The organism is Sphingobium sp. MI1205 (assembly GCF_001563285.1).
Classification (GTDB): Bacteria; Pseudomonadota; Alphaproteobacteria; order Sphingomonadales; family Sphingomonadaceae; genus Sphingobium.
Genome location: NZ_CP005190.1, coordinates 21,306 through 40,680, shown reverse-complemented (window position 1 = coordinate 40,680; position 19,375 = coordinate 21,306). Strand labels below are relative to the sequence as shown.

The window sequence follows — 19,375 nt, the reverse complement described above, 5'->3', positions numbered from 1 at the left end:
CCGTTTCTCCTTTTAAGCGGGGGGTCAGAATAGGCCGAGCGCGTGCTCGTCATAGGAGACGAGCAGATTCTTGGTCTGCTGATAATGATCGAGCATCATCCGGTGGTTTTCACGCCCGAAGCCCGATGCCTTGTATCCGCCGAAGGCGGCATGGGCGGGGTACTGATGATAGCAGTTGGTCCAGACCCGCCCGGCCTCGATCGCGCGGCCGAGCCGGTAGGCGGTGTTGCCGCTCCGGGTCCAGACGCCCGCGCCAAGACCGTAGGCGGTGTCATTGGCAAGTGCGATCGCCTCCTCGACCGTCTTGAACGTGGTGACCGACAGGACGGGACCGAAGATCTCCTCCTGGAAGATGCGCATGTGGTTCTGACCCACGAACACGGTCGGCTGCACGAAATAGCCCTGGTCGAGCGCACCGCCCGGCAGCGCCCTGGCGCCACCGACCAGACACTGCGCGCCCTCGGCCTTGCCGATATCGATATAGCCCAGGATCTTGTGGAGCTGGTCCTCCGACGCCTGCGCGCCGACCTGGACCGACGGGTCGAGCGGATCGCCCTGGCGGATCGCGGCGACGCGCGCCACGGCGCGCTCGATGAAGCGGTCGAAGATCGACTCATGGATCAGGGCGCGCGACGGGCAGGTACAGACCTCGCCCTTGTTGAAGGCGAACAAAGTAAAGCCTTCGAGCGCCTTGTCGAAGAAGGCATCGTCCTCGTCGAGCACGTCCGCCATGAAGATGTTGGGCGACTTGCCGCCAAGCTCCATCGTCTGGGGGATCAGATGGTCCGCCGCGGCGTGCATGATCTGCTTGCCGGTGACGGTCTCGCCGGTGAACGAGACCTTGGCGATGCGCGGATTGGCGGCGATCGCCTGGCCAACGGTCCGTCCCGGGCCGGTGACGACATTGAGCACGCCGGGCGGCAGGATGTCGGCGGTGAGCTCGGCGAACATCAGCAAGGTGAGCGGCGTCTGGGATGCGGGTTTGATGACGGTGCAGTTGCCCGCCGCCAGCGCCGGCGCGATCTTCCACGCCGCCATCAGCAGCGGGAAGTTCCACGGGATGATCTGGCCGACGACGCCGAGCGGCTCGCGGAAATGATAGGCGATGGTGTCCGCATCGATCGTCGAGATGCCGCCTTCCTCCGCCCGGATGCAGCCGGCGAAGTAGCGGAAATGGTCGATCGCAAGCGGAACGTCGGCAGCACGCGTCTCGCGGATCGGCTTGCCATTGTCGATCGTCTCGGCAAGCGCCAGCAGCTCCAGATTATCCTCGAGCCGGTCGGCGACGCGATTGAGAATCCTGGCGCGCTCGGCGGGGGCGATTCTTGCCCATTGATCCTTGGCGGCGTGCGCCGCATCGAGCGCGCGCTCGACATCTTCCGGCGTCGACAGCGCGAACTCTGCGATCTGGGCACCATTGATCGGGCTCTTGTCGGCGAAATACTCGCCGCTCGCAGGAGCATTCCATCGACCACCGATGAAATTATCATAGCGGTGTCGGAAGGAGGCCGCCGCATTGATGGTCCCGATCGCCTTCTCGAACATTACCTGACTCCATCTCTATCGATGGCCTGACGGAGTAATCTCTTTGCCCGGGCGGCCTATAAGTAAGTTCCGCAGAAGGTAGTTTGGTATCGGTGTCGCGGTCTTTGAGGGTCAGACACGCCAACGGAGCCGATGAGTATTCATCGACTCCCGAACCTATTCGCGCACGCATGATCGGAATTATGCCGAGACACGCTACTCGGCTGATTCTTCTTTTGGGGAGGGCGGCGCTTGGCATTCCAATTCTGGCGTTACGCCCGGACGCGCTTTAGGCTCACCCAATCGCCTTTCTGAAGCGTCCCGTCCCTCACGCGGAAATGAGCGTAATGGTCGTCGAAAATCTGGTCGACTTCGACATGACCGACAAGGCGGCGGTGGCGCGGCGTTGCGTGATAGACTTCGAGTATCTGCCCGATGTGCGCGCCATCGGCTTTGCCCAGGCAGGCCACTGTGCCGCCCGCATCCGTACGGACGATCTTGCCGCGCATGAACAAGCTATGGCCGATACCCTGTGCGAGGAGCGGCGTGCTGCCAAAGAGCAGAAAGCCAACAGCAGCACCGACGCCAAGATGTTTTCGCATCACTGTTTCCTCTCTCACGTCAGTTGCTCGGTCCCGGCTTTGAAAGTTGGGAGCACGGGGCGACGCTGGGCATCGTCAAAGAACTGGCCCGCCGCGGGGGCGGCGGCGGGCCCTCAGCCCCGGGGGGTGTTTTATCGGGGCTGGAAACTTCACATGTCGCTCATCGGCTTGTCGGCCATGGGCTTGGCGGTCTTCTTCGCGGCCGGCTTGGCCTTCTTCATCGGCATCTTGCAGCAGCCACTCTTCGCCTTACCGGCCATGCCCGAGCCGTTCGATGCAGGCGACCCGCCGGACATGCCGGCCATCCCCGACATGCCCTGTTGATCCTGCTGGGCCGGTTGCCGCTGCTGCTTCTGCGCGCCGGCCTGATGATCCTTCATCATCTGATCGTGCATCTGCTGCCCGCCATGATCCATGCCCTGCTGGTGGGCATGGGCCGGCGCAGTCTGCGCGGGCGCGGGCGTCGACTGGGCGAGAGCGGTGCCGGCGGCGAAGGTTAGCGTCGCGAAGAGGCTGATGGTCGCCGCGCGAAATGTCGTCTGTCGCATTGAGGGTCTCCGAGTGTTCGTCCTGTTGCCCGGTCGACGTTCCGATCCCGGCAATTCCGAAGCTTCAATGCTGCTAGCGAGACGCAGTCTGTATACGTAACTTACGAATCCGCTTTGGATCGCGACAAGCATGCGCGGGATCGTGCGGGGTGGACCATGGCCCAAGTTCAAGCGAATTCATGATCCCGCTTGATGGCGGCCGGCAGCGAAGTGCAAAAGCCAATTGGCCCGCCGTGGGAGAACGGCGGGCCAAAGCTGCGGTTGAACTAGGCCACGGTCGTTGGCCGCCCAGCCTCGTGGTCGGAGCTGGCTTAATGCAGGGTCAGCAACCGCCCCGCGACCTATGCAACATGCGGGAGGCTCCGTCCTGGGTTCCCATCTCCCGCATAGCGATCCGATGGTCCTGCATCATCTCACCGTGCATCCGTACTTCGCGGTGTCGCATTCCTTGCATCTGGGCCGTGTCGGACCGAGCCGGCGCCGGCTTCGCCTTGAGCGTCTGTTCAAGGTCGGGCATGCCCGGCGGCATCCCATCGGCGAGAACTGGCCCGGCGCCGACGGCAAGGACGCCAAAGGCTGCGAGCGAAGCGATAATCGCTGCTTTCTTGCGCAAATATGATTCCTTCAAGTCTGAGTTTCAGTTCGACCGGACACATGCCCGGTCGATTCTCGCTCCCCAGGGAGCTTGCCGTTGAGATGGTATCGGCCTGGAGGTGGCAGTATACGTAATTTGCGAAGCTGGCGGTCAGCCTGCAATGTCCGCTTTAGTTCGGCTACTAGCAAAAGCTGGGCGCGGATGGCCGAAGACGGCGGCCATCAAAGCCTCCGCCTAGCCCGAGCACTGCAAAGCGACGCCGCCTGCTGCAGTTGGCGAACAGCGAAACGTAAATCGCACGCCGCTTTTGCTTCGGCGCGATCGTGGCAAGGCCCACCGCCGAACCAGCCACTCGGACTGGCCCAGGCTAAATTGTCGGAATAGACGCTCACTCGGATCGGTGCCGCAGTGATTGAACGCTCGCCTGGCTGATTATTGATCAACTTGAACCGCCCCGGGTTTGTCGGAGGCCTCGGGGTTTAAGTATGGACGCGTATCTATGCCGATCTGTTCACCGGCGACGAAAGCCAGCGCATCCGCGAAGCACTAATCAAGACGGTCGGGCAGGCGGGCTATGCAAACGAGAACATCTGGGGCGAGCAGATCGAGGATCGCGGCAGCCAGATCACATTCTCCGCGCTCGGTCAGCAAGCGCCGCTCGAGGCCAAGGACACGTGGGATCCCGATCACGCCAAGCGCAAGAGATTGCAGGCCCTGCTCCAGCCGTTGCTGCCAGGCTTTGGCATCAATATCGGCGGGGCGACATCGATCGACATCACGCGCGAAGGGATAGACAAGGCCTATGGCCTCAAGCGCCTTTCCGAGCAGACCGGCGTCGCACTCGACAAGATGATCTTCTTCGGTGACGCGATCTTCCCGGGCGGAAATGATTATCCGGCCAAGCACCTCGGGCTGGATACCGTGCAAGTCCGCGACGTTGCCGAAACCAAGTCGGTGGTTGGCGCGATCGCTGCCTGGCTAGTCTAAAAGCGCTACCGCCGATACCTAACCAGTCCCGCTTTCGCGCCCGTACGACCCAGCTTCGCAGCGGTCCCACATTGTGGAGCCGACGGATCGCTTCAATCGTGCCGGAGCTGCTTGACCCCACTACGCCTGGGCGCGTTCTAGGACACTCAGCTGGCCATGTCCGCCATCATCCGACAGCTGGCGGCGCAATCCTTGCAGGTAGCCGAGCAACGCTTGATCCGCTCGCCCACGACGTGGCTCAGGCATTCCCGCGCACATCGTTCGCAGCCGTCAGCGCAGGCGCGACACAGGATGGTATGGAGGGAGGATTCGCGCAGCATCGAGTTGGCGGTCGCCTCGCACAGTTCCGCACAGTCGTTCAGCATGGCGATCAGCGACGCCGTGGCTGACGCGCCGCCTTGCTTCGTCAGCCAGGCGGCGGTCTCCAGGCACATGCGGTGCGAAGCCACGCAATCGTCGATGCAGTCCGTCATCGACATCGCCATCCCTTCCATTCGATGCTGCTGCGCCGCCGCCGGCCCAGCCAGCGTTCCAGCGGCGGCAAGGCCGGCGCCGGCCATCAGCAATTCGCGTCTCTCGATCATCATGCACCTCCCATCTGCTATCCCTTGAGCGCTGCGCCGCGTCCGGCGGCCTCAGCCGTCATAGGCGACCCATCCAACGCCGCAGCACGCGCCTTCTCCCGCGCCATCCGGGTTTCCTCCCAAGGCCAGTGGCCGTTGATCTCGACCCCAAGCGAGATGCTCAGGAAGGTCCGCACCAGCACAAGCCCGGCCAGCACGATGAGATCGTCGAGCGTCGGGTTGATCACCAGCGACTTGACGATGTCGCCGGCGACCAGAAATTCCAAACCGAGCAGGATGCTGCGGCCGAGCGCCGAGCGGAACGCGCTATAGGCCTCGGTCCGGTCGCCCGCCCTCGCCCGCCGCGCAAACAGAAAGGTTGCGAGCCCCGCGCCGACGAGGATGGTCAGCGTGCCCGCCAGTTCCAGGCCGATCACCGCAAGCCGGAAGAAGGCGCTCAGCCAGTCGGCCTCAATGGTGATCATACCAGCCTCGCTTGCGGATATTGTTGAAGCTGTCGGTGGCGTGACAGGCATAGCATTGGTCGACGCGCGCTTTCGATCCGGCTGCGCGCTGCGAGACCATGCTGAAATGCTCCATGAAGTGACTGGGTGGCGCCTTGTGGCACTCGGCGCACTGCGTCGAATTGACCGATGGATGGCGATAATTGACGATCTTCCAGCTGTCGGTCTTGTGGCAGCTCGCGCAGTCGGTGCCGAACAGGGCCTGGTGCGGATCGCGGAACGCATGGCAGCTCGCGCAATTGAGCGCGGTCTCGGGAGTCAGGCTTCTAGTGTTTGTCGACATGCCCGCCGAAGGCTGCCGCCACTTTGCCATGTCGAGCAAGGCGGCGTGATCCATGCGGATGATGCCGCGCTCTCCCTCATGTTCGACGTGGCAGGAGGTGCACTGCGTCGCTTTCGCGTGGAACTGAGTCGACTGCTTCGTCCCGAAATCCGTGCCCGCATGGCAGGTGAGACAGGTCCGGGTTTCGACGCCCTTGCCCGGCGTGTGGCAGGCCGTGCATTGGCCGGCGAAGGACTGGTGCGCGCTCGAGAGCGGGCCGGGCGAGACGAGCTGCGCCACCAGGCCGGCATCCCTCGGCGCGTCCGATCGCATCCGGATTGCGACCGCGGCGACCATCACCAGCAGGGCTGCGATGAAGACGGCGTAGGAAAGACGCTGCCAGCTCATAGCCAGCGCAGCCCGTAATAGAGCGCCGCGCCGACATGGAGCGCGAGCAGCGCGAAGATGAGACAGCCCAGCAGGATGTGCAGGATCCGCCATCGCACGAACAGGGTGTTGGTCGCCTCTTCGGCGCGGATCGCGAATTCGGTATCGGCCAGCGCTGCGGCGATCCCCGCCTTGTCCTGGGGGCGCTGGCCCGCGGACGCATCCCCGGCGACGAACAGATAGCGCTTCCAGCCCGACAGCGGCGGGGCTGCGGTATCGGCCTGCGTCGGCGCCGCCGGCTCCTCGAGGAAGGCGGCGCGAAGCGAGGCCAGTTCCGACCTGCGTCCGCGCAGCGCCCGACCAAGCTGGGCAAGCAGGTAGCGGCCGATGAAGCCGGTGATGACCGTCATCAGCAGGAGGACGGTCAGAAGCAGTCCGACCGGGCTTTCGAGCTTGTGCGCGGCGTGGACCAGACCCAGGATCGGCGCCAGCACGCCGGCATAGATGTGGATGGCGAGCAGGGTAGGCTTGCTGACGAGCCGGGAGAGCACTTTGTCGACCCAGGCGATGTGCTTGGCCGCGACATAGGGAAGCGTCAGCAGCATCAGCACGAGCGCTGCGATCCCGATGATCCCGCCAGCGAGGCTACCCGGAAAGCGGGGCGACACGTGCACGAGATAGCCGAACGGGAACAGCAGCAGGAACGCGACCAGCAGGCCGACGGCGATGTCGCTGCGTTCGCGCATCAGGCTTCGACCACGAGCGGCGTGCCCGTCCCCTTCGCCTGGCACGCCAGCACATAGCCCTGCGCCTTGTCGGCGGGCGCAAGGCCGGACTCGACCTCCATCGTCACCTCGCCCTGCAACAGCTTGACCACGCAGGCGCCGCATGTGCCCGCACGGCAAGCATAGGGGATCTCGACGCCCGCGCCCTCGGCCGCCTCGAGCACGGTCTCGTCCGCGGGCAAGGCCGCCGACACGCCCGACACGGAGAAGGTCACCGTGCTCGGCGCCACCTCAACAGTCGGGGACGCCTTATCCGCTGGCGCGGGCGCGGGCTTGACCTCGAGACCCTCGGGGTCGGCCGGCAGCGAGGCCGGACCGAACGCCTCGGTGTGCAGCTGCGCTTCGGGGACGCCGAGCTCCGCCAGCACGCCGCGCATCGCGCCCATCATCGCCGGCGGGCCGCACATATGGATCCGCCGGCTCGCGATCTCCGGCACCGCGGCCAGGATCATCTCGCGGGTGATCGGCCCTTCGGGGCCCATCCAGACGGTGCCGGGCGCGCGCTGCATCGCGGCGACGACATGGAGGTTGGGAAAACGGCGTTCGAGCCGCTCGAGTTCGTCGCGGAACACGAATTCCTCGGTCGACCGTGCGCCGTAGAAGAAGAAGATATCGCCCTTCCACGCGGTGTCGGTGAGATAGCGCAGCACCGACATCATCGGTGTGATGCCGACCCCGCCCGCGATCAGCACGATGCTCTCGGCATCCGTTCCCGTGAAGGTGAAGGCGCCGAACGGTCCGCTGACCTTCAGCAGATCGTCGGCGACGACCTTGTCGTGCAGGTGTCGCGAGACCACGCCCTGCTCCTCGCGCTTAACCGTCAGCTCTACATAGGCCCGCTGAGTCGGCGAAGAGGCGATCGTGTAGGAACGGCGCGCGGTCTTGCCCGCTTCGGGCTCTACCTCGACCTGCAGGAACTGGCCCGGCAGGAAGTCGAACGGCAGCCGGTCGGCACTCGGGTCCGCAAGGCGGAACGTCAGGACCGTCGGCGTCTCTCGTACGATCTGGACCACGCGCAGCTGCCCTGCCCAGCTTTTGGGCTTGCGCAGCGAAGCCCCGGCGGGCGCGGCGGCATTGCTCGGCGCGAGGCCTGCGCTGTCGGCAATGGGTGCAGGCGCGGGCGGGAGCTTCGCAGTGGGGGGAGCAGCCGTCGGCTCCGGCTTTGCCGACGCCTTGCCGCTGGCGACCGCACCGGCGATCACCGCGATACGCCGAAGGCGGAAGATCTGTAGCGCGATCAGCGTCGCGCTGACCAGTCCCAGGAACAGCATGAGAAGGAGGTGCGAGGGCGAGATGCCGAACCAGTGATCGGCATGGCCGGGCGCGGCCTGGTCGATGTCAAGCTGATCGCGAAACCAGGAGAGGGCGACCTCGCGCGGCGGCTGGAGCCCCCCGATCGCGGCCTGTGCGGCAGAGCCAGCGCGGAACAGGTCCGTGCCCTCGCGCATACGCTGAGCTGCATTCAGCCGGGCCGAGATCGTCGTTGCGCGCGCGCCTTCGGCGGATGCGGCATTGATCAATGCCAGGCCTGTGCTCACCCGGTCGCGGGCCTGCGCCGCGACACGCTGCCGGGCGGCTTCATCGAGCACCGGAAAGGCGAGCAGCTGGGAGAAGAAGGCCGCACGGCGAGAGTCGTGGCCGTGCTCATTTTCCCCCTCGCCGTTGATCATGCGATCCATCATGGGGTTCATCATCTTCGCCATGTCGGACGAACCCGGCGCCGAGGGGGCGGACATCGCCCCGTCGGCCGACATCGAGGCGTCGCCTCCGCCGCCATGGTGGGCGGCATGATCCTCGCCCTCCTGCGCCTGGGCGCTCGCGGACAGGCTCAGGGCGAGCGCGAGCCAAAGGCTCCAGCGGCGAAGGCCCATCCGGTTACGCATCCTCTCTTCCCTTTTTTTTCTTGCGCCCTACATGTCCTTCATCGGCATCGCTGAATTCGTCGGCGCCGGATCGGGCGCCGGAGCGCTCTGGTTCGCGCCGCCGGCGCGCATTGCATCATGGTCCATGGCCTGCCGATGATGGCGTTCCATCGCTTCATGATCGTCCCGGGGATAGTCGCTGTTCGCGTCGGTCGGGGCGTCGCTGCCATTATCGGTCACGACGGCGGGGAGTACGGCGGAGTCGGTCGCTGCGTTGCTCGCTGCAGGCAAGGTCTGTTCGCTCTTGCGGTCACACGCCGACAAGGCGAGCGCGGCCGTCAGCACGAAGCTCCATCCGATCGTGCGAGGCAGCAGATTGTCTTTGAGGTTCATGGTGCTTCTCCTCTTGAAGGAAAGACGTAGTGGCTATGTGTCACCCGGATGAATTCATTGAGCGTCGTGCAGAATCTGTTGGCAGCGCTCGTGTGACAAGTTCATGGGATTACGCCCCTGCCCTTTCATCTCGTTGTGGTCGTGAAGCGTCTGCAGGCCCATCTGCCCTTCCATGGCCCTGCAGCTTTCAATCTGCGCCGATGTGGGCGGCGTCGTTACGCAAGCCGCAAGGAACATTATTGGCGCTGCTGCGACGAAAATACATGTCTTCATGGTGCTCCCTTCCTGATAACGGTTACTGCTCCCGCAGCGATTTTTCCTTGATTGCTTCGTCGCGGCGCGAACTACGTTTCGCCGCGAGATAGACGAGAATGGGACAGTCGGACGCCGGAACTTCGCCAGGGCACTCCTCAGCGAGCTCGCGAAGGATATCCCGAATATGCGAGAGTCGTCTGACGCGGCTTTCCGCTTCGCTGATCTTGGCAAGCGTAATCTCAAGGACGGCTGCCGCGGTTGCGGTATCCGAAGCCTGGAGTGTGAGGAGCTGCCGCGACTGCTCCAGCGTGAAGCCGAGTTCCTGAGCAGAGCGGATGAAGTTGAGCCGATCCAGGTCGGCATCCCCGTAAAGGCGGTAGCCAGCGGCAGTCCGATCCGGCGCAGGGAGCAGTCCGCTCCGTTCATAATATCGGATCGTATCACGTCCCACGCCCGCCGCCGCGGCGAGCTCGCCAATCTTAAAGGTGCCCATGACATCCGCTCGATCTTGCAGGTTGGACCGTGGTCCAGGGTCAAGAAGAATTGCGGCCCTTTTTCTTCCCGGTTGCAGAGCAATCGCTGCTCCGCGGCGACTACGTACCTGCCCCGATGGTGGAACACCTGCCAGGGACAGGCCGCAGTGCGAGAAGGCAAGGACTCGTTAGTCCCTACGAAGCTCAACGATGTCATGCTTCGCGGGTTTGCCGTCGGCCACGCTGACATGGGCAAAGTGATCGTCGTAGATATGATCGACCCTCACATGACCCACGAATTGCCGGCGGAACGCGGGTCCCGTCCCCTTGTAAGAGCCGCCCGGTACGGGGACGTTCCGATACACGTCGAGAACCTGACCGACTTCCGCACCATCGGCTTTACCGATGCATACAACCGGGCCACCTTCATCAATACCCACGATCGAACCGCGCATGAACCATGTGTGGCCAATTCCTTGCGCGCCCGCCGGGACTGCCGATAGCAGAGCCAACCCCGCTGCTGCTGCAAGCATCACTGCTTTCATATCGAACTCCTGTCTTAGCTTGGTGCAAACCCATAAGCCGCCGCCGGCAATGCCGTTCTCACAGCTTTGGACGGTTCAGCCCCGGCCACAGCTCGGGCCGGCGCCGAGAACGTGTCAGTTGCTGCGGCGCAGTTCGACGATGTCATGCTTGGCCGGCGCCCCGTCCTTGACCGAGACATGCGCGAAGTGATCGTCGTAGATGTGGTCGACGGTCACGTGGCCGATGAGCTGCCGATGATAGGTCGGCGCCACGCCTTTCGAAGGACCGGGGTGATTGATAACCCGATAGACTTCAAGCGTCTGCCCGACCTCAACGCCGTCGGCCTTGCCGATGCAGACGATCGTTCCGTTGGTATCGGTTCCGACGATCGAACCGCGCATGAACCAGGTGTGACCGATACCCTGTGCCAATACCGGCGAAGCACTGAGCATCGAGATGCCTGCCAGCGCAACCATGATGGACTTCTTCATCATCGTCTTGACTCCTTGAAAAAGTGTTGGAAGCTGCCGCTCGATTTCTCGAGGGGAAGATTTTGTTTTTTCGCCAACAGGACTATGGTCCCGGGTCCCAGCTCGGTATACGTAGTGTTCGCAGCCATCGGTCTATTTGGTGACCGCGCCGTAAAGCAGGCTCAGATGTGCCCGCCCTCTACAGCCGATAGGAGAGGCCCGCTTCCAATAGATGGTCGCAAGGCCGTTCAGATCTGGTTAAAATCATCCGTGTGGATGAGCCGTTGTTCCACCGCCAACTGCCCGGAAGTCGCATCACTGTCGATGATCGATCCACGCGTGAAGAACGCGTCACCGATGCCGCTTTACAGCGCGACGCCCACAAGTGTCGGATACGAGGGCCGGCTGCGTGCCTGGCGAATAAGGGGCGAATGCGAAGACAACACGGGAATTTATGTTTCCACCTTCGGCAGGTCGCGGGATTGAGGACCGGGACATGGCAACTCTACGATTCCCGGGGGGCTCCGCATCATGGATTGGAGCGAGCATGAGAACCTCAATACGCCCTGGCTCGCCACCTTCGCCTTTGGCGGATTGTTGATCGCCTTCGCCGACGTTGTGCTGCTGTTTCTGCGCTGGCCTCGCGACGGCGGGAAAATCGGTGGCTATCGATGCGTGGATCGACAGAGTGGTTCGGGCGCCGGACGTTCGCACATCCATGACACACATTCGGTGCCCGATACCAGATGAGGTCATCAGCCGATCGACCTACTTCTTGTTCTTCCTCATCATCTTCCGGCAGTCGGCATGCTGACGATTCATCGGAGTCTGAGCAATCGTGCCCTTTTCCTCCGCGTGGCTGTGCAGTTGGTTGGTCCCCATGGACTTCTCCATCGCATCGCAATGTTCGGACTTGTCGTGCTTGGCATGCTTGGCCGTCTCGGCCGCAACGTGTGCCTGGGCGACCGGATTCGTATTCGTGCGAACCTGCGCGTTCGCGGTCGAACCGATTGAGAGCAAGCTCATGGCCACAATCGAGAGAAACTTCGTCATACTCGACTCCTTGGAAGAATGTTGAATATTGCCGCTCGATTCTCGAGGGGAAGATCTGGTCTTCGTCGTCAGGACTATGGTCCTTGGTCCAAGCTCGATATACGTAGTGTGCGCAGCCATTAGGCTCGTCGGCGCGGATCTCTCTACACCTGAATCGGAGCTCGGCGAATTCCACAATGAGGTCAGGGGTTCGCGACCTCATATACCAGAAACACGTCCTCGACGTCGGCCGCGCAAACCAAACGGTCGCCCTGACATTAGAAAAAGGCCGTCAATGTGCGACCGGCGAAATTTTGGAGCAGATGTGAGGGCTCCGTCTTCCTGGTGCGTATACCCAGGAGATGTGTACGAGCATGGCAATCACGCGCAGGGACCGGGCTGAGGTTTGGAGGACGGTGACTTGAGAAAGCAATCGATCGCGGCGCTCACTGCAATGTTCATCGCGAACGCAGCGACCGCTGCGGCGCCCATTCTGGTGCACCGTGACCCCGGATGCGGATGCTGCCAGAAATGGACTGAGCAGGTCCGCGCGCAGTTCCGGCGCCCTGTAACCATCGTGGATGATCGCTCACGCGCAGCCTTCCAGCGCGCGCGGGGCGTCCCGCAACAGCTGTCCTCCTGCCACACCGCGGTGATCGATGGTCTGGTCTTCGAGGGCCATGTGCCGATCGCCGACATGAAGCGGCTCCTGGCGCAGCGTCCCCGCGGCGTAAGTGGCCTTGCGGTTTCAGGGATGCCGATCGGCTCGCCCGGCATGGAAGTGACTGGTCAGCGGGCGCAGCCTTATGTCGTGGTTGCGTTCGGACCTTCGGGCCAACGCGTATTCGCTCGCCATTAACGCTAATCTTCATTTGGTTCCCTAAGGGGCTTTTGCTAGAAACAATCTTCGTGAAACGCTTTTTCGCCTCGCTGCTCCTTGTCGGAGCACTGTTGGGTCTCTTCGGAGGCCAGATGGCGGCTGCGCGAAGCGTTCCGATGGCGATGAGCGCGCCCAAGGCGATGGCGATGGATTCGGACTGCATGGCCATGATGGCCAAGCAGCAGCCCGCGCCCGAGAAAAAGCCGTGCAAGGGCCTTACACTCGACTGCATTGCCGCCATGGGGTGCGTTGTTCCATTGGCCGCCGCTGATCTTGCGGGCGATATTGCCACGCCGCGTATTCATGGCGCCCTCGGCTTCTGGCCGACCAACGCCGTCCTGGCCGGGAAGTCCTTCGGTCCTGATCCGGATCCTCCCACGAACCTTGGCTGATTGAACCATTGCTTACGCGCGCTTTCCCGCGCGGCGCCGTGACCTCTTTCAATTCAGACAAGGATATTCGTGATGAACAAGAAGATGATTCTGGCTGCTATGGCGGCCGCCCTGAGCGTCGCCGCCCCTGCTTGGGCGGATGCCTCGCATAGCTCGACCCAAGGCCATTATGAATGGCGATCGGTGCCGCAATACGGCCCGCGTGCGACCGGCCCGGTCCGGCAGCGCGTCTGGGTCGCGGATCATGCCCAGATGGCGAACTGCGACTGCGACATGATGAAGATGAGCGCGGATGAATGCATGGGCATGATGCATCACGGCCGCGACAAGCCTACAGCCGGCTAAGCTCGGGTCCCGGCCGTCAGATCAGAAAAGCAGAGCCAGGCGCGCGGCGCCGGCGCGGGACATCAAGCCCCCGCGTCGGCGCCGTGTTGGCAGCCTTGTGATCCGCGCCGGGAACCCCCGAACGGGAGATGTTCATGCGCACCCTTTTCCTCGCCGTGCCGCTATTGGCGCTACCGACTCCAGCCCTCGCCGGGCCGCTCCGCTTCGAGGAGGCGCTTGCGCGAGCGGAGGCGCAAGCTCCGTCGCTCCGTGCCAAGGGGTTGGAGGTCGATGCGCGCCGCTCCGCACTGCCGGCGGCAGGGCAGCTCCCCGATCCCAAGCTCGGGCTCGGTATCGACAATTTCCCCGTATCGGGCCCGCCAGCTGGGAGCTTCGTCGAAGACAGCATGACGATGGCGCGAGTGGGTATCTCTCAGGATGTTCCCAACGCCGCCAAGCGCCATGCTCGGACGAGCCGGGCGCGAACCGATGTCGAAGCTGCCGAGGCGACACTTTTGTCCGAACGCCGCCGCGTCGAGGTCGCAACCGCGCTGGCATGGATCGATCTCGCCTATGCGGAACGGCGTCTTGCCGCTCTCGACGGCATACTTTCCAAGCTCGCCCCCCTTCCCTCCGCGGCAAAGAGCGGCGTCGCCTCCGGCACCGCGCGCCCCGCACAGACGCTGCAGGTGCGGCAAGCACTCGCGGTGCTGGAAGACCGCCGGAGCGAGCTCGCCGCCGCAGTGGCGCGCCAACGCGCGATCCTCTCGCGCTGGACCGGCGAGCCCGCGCCTGAGGTGGTCGGTAATATCCCTGCGCTTACTATCGACGCCGCAGCCCTGCGCGCCGCCATAACCACCCACCCCGATCTCGGCGCCGCCGGTGCCCGGGTCGCCCAGGCCGAGGCGGACGTCGGGATCGCCCGGGCCGACAAGCGCCCCGACTGGGGCTTCGACGTCGCCTATCAGCGCCGGGCGGATCGCTATGGTGACATGGTTTCGGCCGGCGTCACTGTCAGCCTGCCGCTTTTTGCCAAACGGCGGCAGGACCCGATGATCGCCGCCAGCGCGGCGACCGCCGCTGCGGCGCTTGCCGAGCAGGAAGACATGCGCCGGTCCCTTCTCGCCGATCTCGAAGCCGGCCTTGCCGACCATGCCATGCACCATGAGCAGTGGATGCGCGCCCGCGACACGCTGCTGCCGCTCGCGCGTAGCCGCGCGAACCTCGAGACCGCGAGCTATGCCGCCGGACGCGCCGGGCTGCTCGACGTGATCGAGGCCCAGACCATGCTCGCCGACAGCGAGCTGCAATTGCTCGACAGGGAGGCCGAATTCGCGCGCGATGCCGTGCGGCTCGTCCTCACCTTTGGGGGGAACAGCGAATGAAATTCGACATGACCTCGCGCGCGCAGCTTGGCACGGCGGCCGCGGCGCTCGCACTGGCGGCGGGAGCCCTCGGCTATGGCCTGGCGACTTGGCGCCATGAAGATCCACCGGCCGCAACGGCGCAGGGCGGGCGCAAGATCCTCTACTGGTACGACCCGATGGTCCCGAGCCAGCATTTCGACAAGCCGGGCAAGTCGCCGTTCATGGATATGGAGCTTGTACCCAAATATGCCGACGAGGCAGCGAGTGGCGAGACCGGCGTGGCGATCGATCCGGCGCGCACCCAATCGCTTGGCCTGCGCATCGCGGAAGCGCGGACCGGGACACTGGGATCGAGCCTCACGGCGACCGGTACGATCGAGTTCAACGAGCGCGACGTCGCCATCGTCCAGGCGCGAACCGGTGGCTTCGTCCAACGGGTCTACGCGCGCGCGCCCGGCGATGTGATCGGGGCAGGCGCACCGCTCGCCGATATCCTGGTGCCGGAATGGGCGGGCGCGCAGGCGGAATATCTGGCCGTGCGAAGGATCGGCGATGCAGGCCTCGCTCACGCGGCCCGTCAGCGCCTCCTGCTGCTCGGCATGCCTGCGGGTACGGTCGCAGCAGTCGAACGGAGCGGGCGACCGCATAATGTGGTGACGATCTCGGCGCCAACCGGCGGCACCATCAAGACGCTCGGCGTCCGGGCCGGGATGACGGTCGCGAGCGGCCAGACACTCGCAGAGGTGAACGGGCTGGGTACGGTGTGGCTGAATGCCGCAGTGCCGGAGGCGATGGCCGGGAGGCTCCGGCCGGGGCAGAGCGCGACCGCGACCCTCGCCGCCTATCCCGGCGAACGCTTCATGGGCCGGATTGCCGCGATTCTCCCAAGCGTCGCCGCCGAAAGCCGGACGCTCACCGTGCGGATCGAACTTCCCAATCGAGCCGGGCGCCTGCGCCCCGGCATGTTCGCCTCGGTCGATCTCGGCCGCGCTGCCCGCTCGGCGCTGCTCGTGCCCTCGGAAGCCATCATCCGCACCGGCAAGCGCGCGCTCGTCATGCTGGCGCTGCCGCAAGGGCGCTACCGCCCTGCCGAGGTGCAGACCGGTGCAGAAGCAGGAGGCCAGACCGAAATCCTCGCCGGCCTCGCCGTGGGCGAGAAGGTCGTCGCCTCCGGCCAGTTCCTGCTCGACTCCGAGGCCAGTCTCTCGGGTATCGAGGCGCGTCCGATCGGCGGGCCGGTTCCGGCTCCGCGCGCAGCCGCGCCTGCGAACGGCGCCTATCGCACCAACGGCCGGATCGAGAGCATCGCAGGCGACCGGATCACCCTCAGCCACGCGCCCATCCCCGCCCTCAAATGGCCGGCCATGACGATGACGTTCAAGCTCGGCACCCCTGCCCTCGCCCGCGGACTCAAGAAGGGTGACCGCGTTCTCTTCGGCTTCGACCAGGCGGCGGAAGGTCCAGTTGTTCGCTCGCTGAGCCGCGAGACGGCGCAATGATCGGTCGTCTCATTGATTGGTCGGCCAACAACCGACTCTTCGTGGTGCTCGGAGCGCTCGCGCTCGTCGTCGGCGGACTGCTTGCCTTGCGCAGCACGCCGATCGACGCCCTGCCCGACCTCAGCGACACGCAGGTGATCATCCGCACGAGCTATCCGGGCCAGGCCCCGCAGATTGTCGAAAACCAGATCACCTATCCGCTCGCAACGACGATGCTCTCGGTGCCCGGCGCGAAAACCGTGCGCGGCTATTCCTTTTTCGGGGACAGCTTCGTCTATGTCATCTTCGAGGACGGCACCGACCTTTATTGGGCGCGCTCGCGCGTCCTTGAATATCTCAACCAGGTGCAAGGGCGATTGCCGGAGACGGCGAGAAGCGCGATCGGTCCCGACGCGACCGGCGTGGGCTGGGTCTATCAATATGCGCTGGTCGATCGCACCGGCGGACACGACCTCGCCCAGCTCCGATCATTGCAGGACTGGTTCCTGCGCTATGAGCTCAAGAGCCTGCCGGGAGTGGCCGAAGTTGCCAGCATCGGCGGCATGGTCAAGCAGTATCAGGTCGTGCTCGATCCGGTGAAGCTCGCCGGATACGGCATCACGCACGCGCAGGCCGTCGCCGCGATCGGGCAGGCCAACCAGGAAACCGGCGGCTCGGTCCTCGAACTCGGCGAGGCCGAATATATGGTGCGCGCTTCGGGCTATCTGCAGTCGCTCGACGACTTCCGCGCCATACCGCTGCGCACCGCGGCAGGCGGCGTGCCGGTCACGCTCGGCGACGTCGCGACCATCCAGCTTGGCCCCGAAATGCGCCGCGGCATCGCCGAACTCGACGGCGACGGCGAAGTGGCTGGCGGCGTCGTCATTCTGCGCTCGGGATCGGATGCCCGCGCGACCATCCAGGCGGTGCGCGACAAGCTCGAGATTCTCAAGAAGAGTTTGCCCCGCGGGGTCGCGATCGTACCCACCTATGATCGTTCGCAGCTCATCGACGCATCGATCGAGAACCTCACGCACAAGCTCGCCGAAGAGTTTGTCGTCGTGGCGATCGTCTGCGCCCTGTTCCTCTGGCATGTGCGCTCGGCCCTAGTCGCCATCGTCACGCTGCCGCTCGGCGTCCTGGCGGCCTTCATCGTGATGCACTTCCAGGGCGTCAACGCCAACATCATGTCACTGGGCGGCATTGCGATCGCGATCGGCGCCATGGTCGATGCCGCGATCGTGATGATAGAGAATGCCCACAAACGGATCGAGCAGTGGGAGCATGATCATCCGGGCGAAGAGCTGGCTGGGGCGGCGCGCTGGACCGTCATCACCGACGCAGCGCGCGAGGTGGGTCCCGCGCTCTTCTTCTCGCTCCTCATCATTACGCTCTCTTTCGTCCCGGTCTTCACGCTTGAGGCGCAGGAGGGGCGTCTTTTCGCGCCGCTGGCTTTCACCAAGACCTACACCATGGCGGCGGCGGCGATCCTGTCCGTGACGCTCGTGCCGGTGCTGATGGGCTGGCTCATCCGGGGCAAGATTCCCTCCGAGCAGGCCAATCCGGTCAATCGCGCACTGACAAGAGCCTACCGCCCCGCCATCGACTGGGTGCTGAAGCGGCCCAAGGCGACGCTAGTCCTTGCCGGCCTCGTATTCCTGACGACCGCCTGGCCCGTGTCGCGGCTCGGCGGCGAGTTCCTGCCCGCCATGAACGAAGGTGATCTCCTCTATATGCCCTCCGCCCTGCCCGGCCTGTCGGCCGCGAAAGCCTCGGAGCTCCTCCAGCAGACCGATCGCATGATCAAGTCGGTGCCTGAGGTGCAGAGCGTGTTCGGCAAGGCGGGGCGCGCGGAGAGCGCGACCGATCCCGCCCCGCTCGAAATGTTCGAGACGACGATCCGCTTCCGCTCACGCGATCAATGGCGGCCGGGCATGACCCCCGACAAGCTGGTGGAGGAGCTCGACCGCGCCGTAAAGGTGCCCGGCCTCGCCAACATCTGGGTGCCGCCCATCCGCAACCGGATCGACATGCTGGCGACCGGCATCAAGAGCCCGATCGGGGTCAAGGTGTCCGGTTCGGACCTCGCCGCCATCGACCATGTCGCGCGCGAGGTGGAACGGGTCGCGAAAGGCGTGCCCGGCGTCAGCTCCGCGCTCGCCGAACGGCTAACCGGCGGGCGCTATGTCGATGTCCAAATCGATCGGACGACCGCCGCGCGCTACGGTCTAAACATCGCCGATGTCCAGGCAATCGTCTCCGGTGCGATCGGGGGGGAGAATGTCGGCCAGACGGTCGAGGGACTGGCGCGCTATCCGATCAACGTCCGCTACCCGCGCGAACTTCGCGACAGTCCGGACGCGCTACGCGCCCTTCCCGTGCTCACGCCATCGGGCCAGCAGATCACGCTAGGCAGCGTCGCACAGATCGCGATCAGCGATGGACCGCCGATGCTAAAGACCGAGAACGGGCGGCCATCGACCTGGGTCTATATCGATGTTCGCGGACGCGATCTCACCTCAGTGGTTGACGATCTGCAAACAGCGGTGACACGCCAGGTCAAGCTCTCGCCCGGGGTCAGCCTCGCCTATTCCGGGCAGTTCGAGTACCTAGCGCGCGCGCTCGACCGGCTGAAGATCGTCGTGCCGGCCACGCTCGCGATCATCTTCCTCCTGCTCTACCTGATCTTCAGACGCCTCGACGAAGCCGCGCTTATCATGGGCACCCTGCCCTTTGCGCTCACCGGCGGCTTCTGGATCCTCTACCTGCTCGGCTACCACCAGTCCGTCGCGACGGGCGTTGGCTTCATCGCGCTCGCCGGCGTCGCCGCCGAGTTCGGCGTGGTGATGCTGATCTACCTCAAGGACGCCCTTCAAGCGCGCGGCGAAGCGCCATCGCAGGAGGATATTGCAGTGGCGGTGCGCGAGGGCGCGCTGCTGAGGGTCCGCCCCAAGGCGATGACGGTCGCCGTCATCATCGCTGGCCTCCTCCCGATCCTCGTCGGATCGGGCGCCGGCTCGGAGGTGATGAGCCGTATCGCCGCGCCCATGGTCGGCGGGATGCTGACCGCGCCGCTCCTCTCCATGTTCGTCATCCCCGCCGCCTATCTGCTTCTGAGGCGACGGTCCCTTCACACCAAACCATGAA

21 protein-coding genes and 1 pseudogene are annotated in these 19,375 nt (G+C 64.6%); 9 read left to right on the top strand and 13 right to left on the bottom strand.

Annotated features, from left to right (window positions below; translation table 11 throughout):
* Window positions 1–24 precede the first annotated feature (24 nt).
* The 3 genes from K663_RS19365 to K663_RS24710 form a co-directional block, all read right to left on the bottom strand.
* A complete protein-coding gene (locus K663_RS19365) occupies window positions 25–1,545 on the bottom strand; it encodes an aldehyde dehydrogenase family protein (RefSeq protein ID WP_017501291.1) in 1,521 nt (506 codons plus the stop codon).
* A gap of 251 nt (window positions 1,546–1,796) precedes the next feature.
* Window positions 1,797–2,126: a hypothetical protein gene (locus K663_RS19360; RefSeq protein ID WP_021224454.1), complete on the bottom strand. Its 330-nt coding sequence runs from the start codon at window positions 2,124–2,126 to the stop codon at window positions 1,797–1,799.
* Window positions 2,127–2,275: 149 nt separating this feature from the next.
* A complete protein-coding gene (locus K663_RS24710; protein ID WP_066764827.1) occupies window positions 2,276–2,674 on the bottom strand; it encodes a hypothetical protein in 399 nt (132 codons plus the stop codon).
* 397 nt (window positions 2,675–3,071) lie between these two features.
* On the opposite strand from K663_RS24710, the gene K663_RS24705 reads away from it, so the two are divergent.
* Both K663_RS24705 and K663_RS19345 read left to right on the top strand, forming a co-directional pair.
* Window positions 3,072–3,293 carry a hypothetical protein gene (locus K663_RS24705; protein ID WP_062121690.1) on the top strand — a complete coding sequence of 74 codons (222 nt, stop codon included), beginning with the start codon at window positions 3,072–3,074 and terminating at the stop codon, window positions 3,291–3,293.
* A 462-nt stretch (window positions 3,294–3,755) separates the two neighbouring features.
* Window positions 3,756–4,256: pseudogene (locus K663_RS19345) on the top strand (HAD hydrolase family protein); the annotation flags it as partial.
* Between the two features lie 146 nt (window positions 4,257–4,402).
* On the opposite strand, the gene K663_RS19340 reads toward K663_RS19345, so the two are convergent.
* The 9 genes from K663_RS19340 to K663_RS19295 form a co-directional block, all read right to left on the bottom strand.
* On the bottom strand, window positions 4,403–4,843 hold the full coding sequence (locus K663_RS19340) for a four-helix bundle copper-binding protein (protein ID WP_044663290.1): 441 nt from the start codon (window positions 4,841–4,843) through the stop codon (window positions 4,403–4,405).
* Window positions 4,844–4,857: 14 nt separating this feature from the next.
* Complete coding sequence (locus K663_RS19335; RefSeq protein WP_044663289.1) at window positions 4,858–5,304, bottom strand: DUF1622 domain-containing protein; 447 nt, start codon at window positions 5,302–5,304, stop codon at window positions 4,858–4,860.
* Complete coding sequence (locus K663_RS19330) at window positions 5,291–6,013, bottom strand: hypothetical protein (RefSeq protein ID WP_044663288.1); 723 nt, start codon at window positions 6,011–6,013, stop codon at window positions 5,291–5,293. Before K663_RS19330 ends, K663_RS19335 begins: the two co-directional genes overlap by 14 nt.
* Window positions 6,010–6,738, bottom strand: coding sequence for a hypothetical protein (locus tag K663_RS19325; RefSeq protein ID WP_044663287.1), 729 nt, complete (start codon window positions 6,736–6,738; stop codon window positions 6,010–6,012). The genes K663_RS19330 and K663_RS19325 overlap by 4 nt, the downstream gene beginning before the upstream one ends.
* Window positions 6,738–8,660, bottom strand: a complete 1,923-nt coding sequence (locus K663_RS19320; protein ID WP_044663286.1) for a 2Fe-2S iron-sulfur cluster-binding protein — start codon at window positions 8,658–8,660, stop codon at window positions 6,738–6,740. The genes K663_RS19325 and K663_RS19320 overlap by 1 nt, the downstream gene beginning before the upstream one ends.
* Window positions 8,661–8,687: 27 nt before the next feature.
* Complete coding sequence (locus K663_RS19315; RefSeq protein WP_022684264.1) at window positions 8,688–9,032, bottom strand: hypothetical protein; 345 nt, start codon at window positions 9,030–9,032, stop codon at window positions 8,688–8,690.
* Window positions 9,033–9,327: 295 nt separating this feature from the next.
* The gene (locus K663_RS19305; protein ID WP_022684266.1) at window positions 9,328–9,780 is read right to left on the bottom strand and encodes a heavy metal-responsive transcriptional regulator; all 453 of its coding nucleotides are present in this window, start codon (window positions 9,778–9,780) and stop codon (window positions 9,328–9,330) included.
* A 168-nt stretch (window positions 9,781–9,948) separates the two neighbouring features.
* Window positions 9,949–10,305 carry a hypothetical protein gene (locus K663_RS19300; protein ID WP_022684267.1) on the bottom strand — a complete coding sequence of 119 codons (357 nt, stop codon included), beginning with the start codon at window positions 10,303–10,305 and terminating at the stop codon, window positions 9,949–9,951.
* A 114-nt stretch (window positions 10,306–10,419) separates the two neighbouring features.
* Window positions 10,420–10,779 carry a hypothetical protein gene (locus K663_RS19295; RefSeq protein WP_022684268.1) on the bottom strand — a complete coding sequence of 120 codons (360 nt, stop codon included), beginning with the start codon at window positions 10,777–10,779 and terminating at the stop codon, window positions 10,420–10,422.
* A gap of 507 nt (window positions 10,780–11,286) precedes the next feature.
* Here K663_RS19295 and K663_RS19290 point away from each other — a divergent pair.
* Window positions 11,287–11,505, top strand: coding sequence for a hypothetical protein (locus K663_RS19290; RefSeq protein WP_022684269.1), 219 nt, complete (start codon window positions 11,287–11,289; stop codon window positions 11,503–11,505).
* A gap of 18 nt (window positions 11,506–11,523) precedes the next feature.
* Here K663_RS19290 and K663_RS19285 read toward each other — a convergent pair whose 3' ends face one another.
* The gene (locus tag K663_RS19285) at window positions 11,524–11,808 is read right to left on the bottom strand and encodes a hypothetical protein (RefSeq protein WP_044663285.1); all 285 of its coding nucleotides are present in this window, start codon (window positions 11,806–11,808) and stop codon (window positions 11,524–11,526) included.
* Window positions 11,809–12,208: 400 nt separating this feature from the next.
* On the opposite strand from K663_RS19285, the gene K663_RS19280 reads away from it, so the two are divergent.
* The 6 genes from K663_RS19280 (at window position 12,209) to K663_RS19255 (ending at window position 19,374) form a co-directional block, all read left to right on the top strand.
* A complete protein-coding gene (locus K663_RS19280) occupies window positions 12,209–12,646 on the top strand; it encodes a DUF411 domain-containing protein (protein ID WP_028056249.1) in 438 nt (145 codons plus the stop codon).
* Between the two features lie 50 nt (window positions 12,647–12,696).
* Window positions 12,697–13,059, top strand: a complete 363-nt coding sequence (locus tag K663_RS19275) for a hypothetical protein (protein WP_028056250.1) — start codon at window positions 12,697–12,699, stop codon at window positions 13,057–13,059.
* 72 nt (window positions 13,060–13,131) lie between these two features.
* Window positions 13,132–13,404 carry a hypothetical protein gene (locus tag K663_RS19270; protein WP_022684328.1) on the top strand — a complete coding sequence of 91 codons (273 nt, stop codon included), beginning with the start codon at window positions 13,132–13,134 and terminating at the stop codon, window positions 13,402–13,404.
* Between the two features lie 134 nt (window positions 13,405–13,538).
* Window positions 13,539–14,768, top strand: a complete 1,230-nt coding sequence (locus tag K663_RS19265; protein ID WP_028056251.1) for a TolC family protein — start codon at window positions 13,539–13,541, stop codon at window positions 14,766–14,768.
* Entirely contained in the window at window positions 14,765–16,249 is a 1,485-nt protein-coding gene (locus K663_RS19260; protein WP_062121689.1) for an efflux RND transporter periplasmic adaptor subunit, read from the top strand. The genes K663_RS19265 and K663_RS19260 overlap by 4 nt, the downstream gene beginning before the upstream one ends.
* Window positions 16,246–19,374 carry an efflux RND transporter permease subunit gene (locus tag K663_RS19255; RefSeq protein WP_062121688.1) on the top strand — a complete coding sequence of 1,043 codons (3,129 nt, stop codon included), beginning with the start codon at window positions 16,246–16,248 and terminating at the stop codon, window positions 19,372–19,374. Before K663_RS19260 ends, K663_RS19255 begins: the two co-directional genes overlap by 4 nt.
* Window position 19,375 lies beyond the last annotated feature (1 nt).

Coding starts and splice junctions, on each gene's coding strand:
- K663_RS19365 (WP_017501291.1), bottom strand. CDS start 1,545: ATGTTCGAGAAGGCGATCGGGACCATCAATGCGGCGGCCTCCTTCCGA.
- K663_RS19360 (WP_021224454.1), bottom strand. CDS start 2,126: ATGCGAAAACATCTTGGCGTCGGTGCTGCTGTTGGCTTTCTGCTCTTT.
- K663_RS24710 (WP_066764827.1), bottom strand. CDS start 2,674: ATGCGACAGACGACATTTCGCGCGGCGACCATCAGCCTCTTCGCGACG.
- K663_RS24705 (WP_062121690.1), top strand. CDS start 3,072: ATGGTCCTGCATCATCTCACCGTGCATCCGTACTTCGCGGTGTCGCAT.
- K663_RS19340 (WP_044663290.1), bottom strand. CDS start 4,843: ATGATGATCGAGAGACGCGAATTGCTGATGGCCGGCGCCGGCCTTGCC.
- K663_RS19335 (WP_044663289.1), bottom strand. CDS start 5,304: ATGATCACCATTGAGGCCGACTGGCTGAGCGCCTTCTTCCGGCTTGCG.
- K663_RS19330 (WP_044663288.1), bottom strand. CDS start 6,013: ATGAGCTGGCAGCGTCTTTCCTACGCCGTCTTCATCGCAGCCCTGCTG.
- K663_RS19325 (WP_044663287.1), bottom strand. CDS start 6,738: ATGCGCGAACGCAGCGACATCGCCGTCGGCCTGCTGGTCGCGTTCCTG.
- K663_RS19320 (WP_044663286.1), bottom strand. CDS start 8,660: ATGCGTAACCGGATGGGCCTTCGCCGCTGGAGCCTTTGGCTCGCGCTC.
- K663_RS19315 (WP_022684264.1), bottom strand. CDS start 9,032: ATGAACCTCAAAGACAATCTGCTGCCTCGCACGATCGGATGGAGCTTC.
- K663_RS19305 (WP_022684266.1), bottom strand. CDS start 9,780: ATGGGCACCTTTAAGATTGGCGAGCTCGCCGCGGCGGCGGGCGTGGGA.
- K663_RS19300 (WP_022684267.1), bottom strand. CDS start 10,305: ATGAAAGCAGTGATGCTTGCAGCAGCAGCGGGGTTGGCTCTGCTATCG.
- K663_RS19295 (WP_022684268.1), bottom strand. CDS start 10,779: ATGATGAAGAAGTCCATCATGGTTGCGCTGGCAGGCATCTCGATGCTC.
- K663_RS19290 (WP_022684269.1), top strand. CDS start 11,287: ATGGATTGGAGCGAGCATGAGAACCTCAATACGCCCTGGCTCGCCACC.
- K663_RS19285 (WP_044663285.1), bottom strand. CDS start 11,808: ATGACGAAGTTTCTCTCGATTGTGGCCATGAGCTTGCTCTCAATCGGT.
- K663_RS19270 (WP_022684328.1), top strand. CDS start 13,132: ATGAACAAGAAGATGATTCTGGCTGCTATGGCGGCCGCCCTGAGCGTC.
- K663_RS19265 (WP_028056251.1), top strand. CDS start 13,539: ATGCGCACCCTTTTCCTCGCCGTGCCGCTATTGGCGCTACCGACTCCA.
- K663_RS19260 (WP_062121689.1), top strand. CDS start 14,765: ATGAAATTCGACATGACCTCGCGCGCGCAGCTTGGCACGGCGGCCGCG.
- K663_RS19255 (WP_062121688.1), top strand. CDS start 16,246: ATGATCGGTCGTCTCATTGATTGGTCGGCCAACAACCGACTCTTCGTG.